General features: G+C 46.7%; 1 protein-coding gene. It reads right to left on the reverse strand.

What is annotated here, in order from left to right:
* Window positions 1-175 precede the first annotated feature (175 nt).
* A partial coding sequence (locus B4U49_RS19200; RefSeq protein WP_204902943.1) for a hypothetical protein occupies window positions 176-418 on the reverse strand: 243 nt, incomplete at its 5' end.

The following is a 418-nucleotide window of genomic DNA, read 5'->3' on the forward strand; positions in this document are numbered from 1 at the left end:
GTCGCCCCTGTTGCGGGCGTTAATTGGCAATGAAACACACCTACCGAGTAGCAGTAATAATCTTGATGGTTGCGGCTATTGTGCAATGGCTAGGTATCGGTGAGCGTATTTTTCATGGGATTTGGCAGTGGCACAAATTCAGTGGCTACAGCAACGATGGTTCCACGTCTATTAGTTACTTTATGGCTGCTTTCACGATTTTGGCATCTCTTGCACTAATTTTTCTTGGAGTTCTAGTTAGAAGATATTCTGAGGAGAGGCTTGTTTCAAAATTGGCCAGCGTTAGTGTTTCAGCGCTTAGTATAGGTATAGTTGGCTTGGCAATATTATTGGCGAGTCCAGTTGGCATCTTGGTGTCGAGGTAGAGCCAATTAACAAAGCCAGGCAGTTTGCTACGGGCCTTCGGCCCTCCGCGGGA

This window comes from Microbulbifer mangrovi, assembly GCF_002009015.1.
In the GTDB taxonomy this organism is placed as follows: domain Bacteria; phylum Pseudomonadota; class Gammaproteobacteria; order Pseudomonadales; family Cellvibrionaceae; genus Microbulbifer; species Microbulbifer mangrovi.